Origin of the sequence: Bacteroides acidifaciens (assembly GCF_024623065.1) — a bacterium.
Taxonomy (GTDB): Bacteria; Bacteroidota; Bacteroidia; order Bacteroidales; family Bacteroidaceae; genus Bacteroides; species Bacteroides acidifaciens.
This window is the reverse complement of the sequence record NZ_JANJZR010000129.1, coordinates 1-5,724: the sequence shown is the minus strand read 5'-3', so window position 1 is coordinate 5,724 and position 5,724 is coordinate 1. Positions and strand designations below refer to the sequence as shown.

The 5,724-nt window shown below is 40.0% G+C and carries 6 protein-coding genes; 2 read left to right on the top strand and 4 right to left on the bottom strand.

Annotated elements, in window-relative coordinates; all coding sequences use genetic code 11:
- Positions 1–456: 456 nt before the first annotated feature.
- Positions 457–1,476 carry a DNA polymerase III subunit delta gene (gene holA, locus NSB03_RS19695; RefSeq protein ID WP_024988777.1) on the bottom strand — a complete coding sequence of 340 codons (1,020 nt, stop codon included), beginning with the start codon at positions 1,474–1,476 and terminating at the stop codon, positions 457–459.
- 20 nt (positions 1,477–1,496) lie between these two features.
- Positions 1,497–2,273: an AMP nucleosidase gene (locus tag NSB03_RS19690; RefSeq protein WP_024988776.1), complete on the bottom strand. Its 777-nt coding sequence runs from the start codon at positions 2,271–2,273 to the stop codon at positions 1,497–1,499.
- 62 nt (positions 2,274–2,335) lie between these two features.
- Between NSB03_RS19690 and NSB03_RS19685 the strand changes: the two genes are divergently transcribed.
- Positions 2,336–2,785, top strand: coding sequence for a type I restriction enzyme HsdR N-terminal domain-containing protein (locus NSB03_RS19685; RefSeq protein WP_024988775.1), 450 nt, complete (start codon positions 2,336–2,338; stop codon positions 2,783–2,785).
- A 247-nt stretch (positions 2,786–3,032) separates the two neighbouring features.
- Here NSB03_RS19685 and NSB03_RS19680 read toward each other — a convergent pair whose 3' ends face one another.
- Together NSB03_RS19680 and NSB03_RS19675 are read right to left on the bottom strand one after the other, a co-directional pair.
- A complete protein-coding gene (locus tag NSB03_RS19680) occupies positions 3,033–3,863 on the bottom strand; it encodes a zinc ribbon domain-containing protein (protein ID WP_024988774.1) in 831 nt (276 codons plus the stop codon).
- Positions 3,864–3,868: 5 nt separating this feature from the next.
- Positions 3,869–4,963 (bottom strand): Nif3-like dinuclear metal center hexameric protein, encoded by a 1,095-nt coding sequence (locus tag NSB03_RS19675; protein WP_257466598.1) that lies wholly within the window; start codon positions 4,961–4,963, stop codon positions 3,869–3,871.
- A 108-nt stretch (positions 4,964–5,071) separates the two neighbouring features.
- On the opposite strand from NSB03_RS19675, the gene NSB03_RS19670 reads away from it, so the two are divergent.
- Positions 5,072–5,485 (top strand): DUF4891 domain-containing protein, encoded by a 414-nt coding sequence (locus tag NSB03_RS19670; RefSeq protein ID WP_024988773.1) that lies wholly within the window; start codon positions 5,072–5,074, stop codon positions 5,483–5,485.
- The last annotated feature ends 239 nt before the right edge of the window (positions 5,486–5,724 follow it).

The following is a 5,724-nucleotide window of genomic DNA, read 5'->3' as shown; positions in this document are numbered from 1 at the left end:
GACAAAGCCCTGGCTTGGGAAAGTCGGGGCTTTGTTTATACAAAAAAGAGGATGCATCGTTTCGACACACCCTCTTACCACTAAAAAGGGAGTTTTCCATATTATCACTAACAAATAAGTATTATACCTATTATATCTGACTCTAGCAATCTTTCAATAAAGAATCCGAATTTTTCAATGAGAAAAGCGAATTCCCCCAATTGAAGAATAATGTTGGAAACAGCTAAATGGAAATTTATTTAGGAAAAATCAAGTTCACCAGAGAGAAGCTATTAGAGAAGAACAAAGAAAGACAAGGAACAACATACGGCAAATTTATTGTTTGATTTTTTACTCAAAAGGCAGCCACATACTTCAGATAAAAACAGGGAATCACATGAATATAAAAAAGGCATATACTTATTCTATTCATAGTAAAAGTATATGCCCTTTAATGATATTGGAAACTTGCTCTTTCTAATGCAAAATATTAAACACTAATTCTCGAAGAATATCCCCGTCTGACATTGAGCTGTTTTTTACTCCTTTTGACTTTGCATCGGCATATCGTATTTCACCTACGATTTGCATAGTCTTTACACCACTGTATTTTCTCATAGCAGCCAAGTAATCTTTAGCTTGCCAAGGCGTCTTTAGTCCCAGCATATTGGCTATTCCCTGCTCCGATTTATCAGGTGCATAATATGCCAGCATTAAGTTGGAATAAAAGCTGAACAACAAAGACAACGTCATCTGTATCGGATTCGTTTTCGGGTTTTCTTCAAAATATTTTATTATCTTATTTGCTTTAAGAATGTCTTTTTCTACAAGCGCACTCCGCAGTTCGAAGTTATTATAATCCTTGCTTATACCGATATTCTTTTCTATTTGTTCGGGGGTTACACGCCTCTGACCAACAGGCAAAGTGATAATCAACTTCTCCAGTTCTCCAGTCAGGCGGCTTAAGTCAGAGCCTACAAAATCAGCCAACATAGCCGTTGCTTTAGGTTCCATATCCACTCCCTTACGTTTCATATAAGAAGAAATAAAAGCCGGTAGTTGCGCATCTTTTATCTTCTTCGACTCGAATAACACACCGACTTTATCTATTTCGGCAGCTAACTTTTTCCTGCGGTCTAACGTACCATGTTTATGGCATATCACCAAAATAGTAGAGAGTAGCGGCTTCTGGAGATAGTATGACAGTTCCTCCATATTGCGGATTGCCTGTGCTTCTTTTACCACCACCACTTGATGTTCAGACATCATCGGATAACGTTTTGCAGCATTTATAATAGTAGCTACATCTACATCGGCTCCATACACGACAGTCAGGTTGAACTCCTTTTCCGTTTCGTTCAACACATTATCCGTAATATAATCTGCGATCAGGTCGATATAGTACGATTCTTCCCCCATCAGATAATAGATAGGGCGATACTGCTTCGCCCTCAACTCTTTAAGAATGTCATCACACGTCAGTTCTTGTTTTGCCATATATATTTCAAAACCGGGAGTTACCAGTCAAATTTCAAGTGTTTTACAGTTTTCTTCTCATCAATAATCATGCGCAAGGAAGCAATACCTATCTCCACATGCTCTTCTACGTAATTCTTAGTGACCAGGTTGTCACTTTTATCCGTTTTCACTCCGTCAGGAGTCATCGGCTGGTCAGAAACCAATAGTAACGCACCTGTAGGAATATGATTGGCAAAGCCACAACTGAACAAAGTGGCCGTTTCCATATCGACCGCCATTGCACGGGTCTTTTTCAGATATTCTTTGAACGCATCATCATGTTCCCAAATACGACGGTTAGTGGTATATACAGTACCGGTCCAATAGTCGCGGCCTTTGTCACGAATGGATGAAGAAACGGCACGCTGCAACATAAATGCAGGCAACGCAGGAACTTCGGGGGGAAAATAATCATTGGAAGTTCCCTCCCCACGGATAGCCGCAATAGGAAGAATCAAGTCACCAAGCTGGTTTTTCTTGTCGATACCACCACATTTTCCGAGGAATAAACATGCTTTGGGGCGAATAGCACCCAGCAAGTCCATGATGATAGCAGCGTTAGGACTTCCCATACCAAAATTAATCATTGTAATGCCTTCGGCAGTAGCAGAGATCATATTAGCGTCCCTGCCCAATATCGGAACATCAAATTGATTGGCGAAAATTTCTACATACTTGTTGAAGTTAGTCAACAGAATATACTCCCCAAAATCTTCCAGGTTACGTTTTGTGTAACGCGGCAGCCAATTAGCGACGATTTCTTCTTTTGTTTTCATAATTTCATTAAATTTGTGGTTCCAAATAAAGGAACCCGTTATTTAACTTACAAAAATAATAAATGTTATCGTTAAACCTACCAGTATTCGACACTAAAATAAACGTACGAAACGGAAAAAATGTAATTTTCGACGTGATTCGCAAACGATATGTCGCCCTTACCCCTGAAGAATGGGTACGGCAACACTTCGTTCATTTTCTTATTGCGCACAAAGGGTATCCGTCCGCACTCTTAGCCAATGAAGTGATGATTAAGTTGAACGGTACTACCAAAAGATGTGATACAGTCCTCTACCGGAAAGACTTATCCGCCCGGATGATTGTGGAATACAAAGCCCCCCATATTGAAATCACACAAGCGGTTTTCGACCAGATTACCCGATATAATATGGTGCTGAAAGTAGATTATCTGATTGTCAGCAATGGGATGCAACATTATTGCTGCCGGATGGATTATGAAAATCAGAGTTATACCTTTCTGAAAGATATTCCGGCTTACAATTCTCTATAAAATTATCCGCCTCAAAAAACACACTTATCTACAGAATAAAAATAGCGTCACTATCCGCTCAAGATAGTGACGCTATTTGCCCATTATAGTGACGCCATCCCGAACGGATGGCGTCACTATGTCAACTGTTGCTCCTGATAGCCCTCAGAGCACTTTTACTCCTGCATCCGGACGTCCTTTTCCCATTATCAAAAAAAAGCTCCGCCATGATGCGGAGCTTTGAAAAATGTAGCAAAAATACAAACTCTTATTCGGCAGTTTTTCTTCTGATAGCTCTTTTAGTAGTAGCTGCCGGAGCTTCCTCTACCTTGTGTTCGATCTGTACACCGGCCAATTCCGGGTCAATCATGATACGTCCGCAATATTCGCAAACGATCACTTTTTTACGAGAACGGATATCCAGTTGTCTCTGAGGCGGAATCTTGTTAAAGCAACCACCACATGCATCACGCTGTACGTACACGATACCCAGTCCGTTGCGGGAGTTCTTACGAATACGTTTGAATGACTGCAACAGACGCGGCTCGATTTTAGTTTCCAAATCTTTGGCTTTGTCTCTCAGTTTCTCTTCTTCCTGCTTGGTTTCAGAGATAATTTCATCCAATTCGCTCTTCTTCTGTTCGAGGTCTTTTTGTCTTTCGTTCAGAATCTGTTCATTCTTCACTACTTCAGCCTCTTTCTCTCCTCTGTCTGCAGAGTATTCCTTGATTCTCTTCTCGCAAAGTTCGATTTCCAATGTCTGGAACTCGATTTCTTTTGTCAGGAAGTCATATTCACGGTTGTTGCGGACATTGTCTTGCTGTGACTTATATTTTTCAACCGAAGCTTTAGCCGTTTCAATCTCTACCTTCTTGCCTGAAATAGCCGTTCTAAGCTCGTCTACTTCAGCCTTAATCTTGTCAATACGAGTACTCAAACCGGCAATCTCATCTTCAAGGTCTTGCACTTCCAACGGAAGTTCACCTCTCAAGGTCTTGATCTCGTCAATCTTAGACAACATAGTTTGCAGTTGGAACAGTGTCTTCAATTTCTGCTCTACTGTCAACTCATTCGGATCTTTTTTTGCTTCTCTAGCCATTTTACTTATAAATATTTTATGGGATTCGTATTTATTTTACTCAATTGGAGCGCAAAATTAGGAAATAAATCCCGGATTATAGAATAAAAAATTTCTTTTGTATATTGTTCGCTTTCGTAATGACCGATTTCTGCCATCAGAATGTCTCCTTCATGACCGAAATAATCATGGTATTTAATTTCTCCCGTAACAAAGACATCCGCGCCCATCCGGATTGCCTGCGGAAGCAGGAAAGCTCCGGCACCACCACATAATGCCACTTTCTGTATTTCTCTGCCTGTCAACTTGTTATGGCGGACACAACCCACTTCAAAGGTTTTCTTAATGCGTTTCAGGAATTCGAGTTCCGTTTCCGGTTCATCCAATTCACCGACAATTCCCGACCCCGCCTGCTGCCAGTTATTCTGCAACGGATATAAGTCAAAAGCCGGTTCCTCATAAGGGTGGGTAGCTACCAATGCCTTAACGACTTCCACTTTCTTATATATAGGAAGAATCGTTTCAATCCTCACCTCCTCTTCGTGGTGCAGCTCTCCGATTGTTCCACAAAAAGGATGCGTTCCCTCTTTTGCACGGAAAGTTCCCTCTCCTCTCAGATTGTAACTGCATGAATCATAGTTGCCTATATTTCCGCATCCGGCGGCAAACAATGCTTGGCGTACCACATCAGCTTGTGCGTAAGGGACAAAAGTCACCAACTTAACCAAGTTGCTCTCTTTCGGCTCAAGCACTTTCAAATTTTTCAATCCGATTTTTTCGGCTATTTTATAATTGACTCCACCTTGTGCATTATCCAGATTAGTATGCGCTGAATAGATTACAATATCATTCTTTATTGCTTTCAATATACAGCGTTCCACATAATCCTTGCCTGTAATGGATTTATATCCTTTAAAAATTAGCGGATGATGAGATATAATGAGATTGTAACCCAACGCGATTGCTTCATCCAGCACTGCTTCAGTAACGTCAAGACACAACAAAGCCCCTGTTGCTTCCGCTTCTGTCAATCCGATTTGCAGGCCGGCATTATCAAATCCGTCTTGCAATGGCAGAGGCGCGAATCGTTCAAGGGCGCTTACTATTTCCTTAATTTTCATTATTGGTAGAAAATTTGGTTGCAAAGATAAGAAAATAAAAGGGAACAACTGCTCATTGCCCCGCTTTTTTTAGTAATTTTGTTGCATATACTATAATAATTGAATACGATGAAAACAATTCTATCCTATTTTCTATTAGTTATTTTGACTGTTTCCTGTCAATTGAAGCCAAACGGGAACTCTGAAAAGTCTGTTACCAAAGATATGAGTAATGGTGATACAGAAGAATGTATTGCAGATACAGTAAAAGCTACCGCTATCTTCTGGATAGATAAGGCAGAGACAAAACACTGCAAAGAATGGGGTTTCCGTACAATTAAAGCTAAAGTTTTCATCTATGAAAACGGAAAGGTTGCCTTAAAAGCTTTCGTCAAAAAGCAATCACCGGACGCAGAGAAGTATATACGCCACCATCTCTCTAAATTTCAAGTCTCAGAAAAAATGTTTGAAAACGGATATGTGCAACCGGGAGAACAGTTTGTTCAACTTCGTTGCTTATATGAAAAACTCAAAGGGAAATAAGGAGCTGATTTGTTTCATATAGGAGAACTATTTGTTTCAAGGAATGAAACTAAATGTTTCATACTTTGAAACTAATGTTTCTTACCGATGAAACTTTAGTTTCCATTGCTTGAAACTAAAATTTTAAATAACGTCAGTTCTATATAAGCTTATACTATTCCGATTGGGGCTGACTAAAAAGTCCCCACCGAAAAAAAAGTTCTCTCTATCCGCTGATATGAGAGAACTTTTATGTATAT

Excerpts from the sequence above, each read along its gene's own strand:
- NSB03_RS19680 (WP_024988774.1), bottom strand. The coding sequence starts at position 3,863 with ATGGCTAGAGAAGCAAAAAAAGATCCGAATGAGTTGACAGTAGAGCAG.
- NSB03_RS19670 (WP_024988773.1), top strand. The coding sequence starts at position 5,072 with ATGAAAACAATTCTATCCTATTTTCTATTAGTTATTTTGACTGTTTCC.
- holA (WP_024988777.1), bottom strand. The coding sequence starts at position 1,476 with ATGGCAAAACAAGAACTGACGTGTGATGACATTCTTAAAGAGTTGAGG.
- NSB03_RS19675 (WP_257466598.1), bottom strand. The coding sequence starts at position 4,963 with ATGAAAATTAAGGAAATAGTAAGCGCCCTTGAACGATTCGCGCCTCTG.
- NSB03_RS19690 (WP_024988776.1), bottom strand. The coding sequence starts at position 2,273 with ATGAAAACAAAAGAAGAAATCGTCGCTAATTGGCTGCCGCGTTACACA.
- NSB03_RS19685 (WP_024988775.1), top strand. The coding sequence starts at position 2,336 with ATGTTATCGTTAAACCTACCAGTATTCGACACTAAAATAAACGTACGA.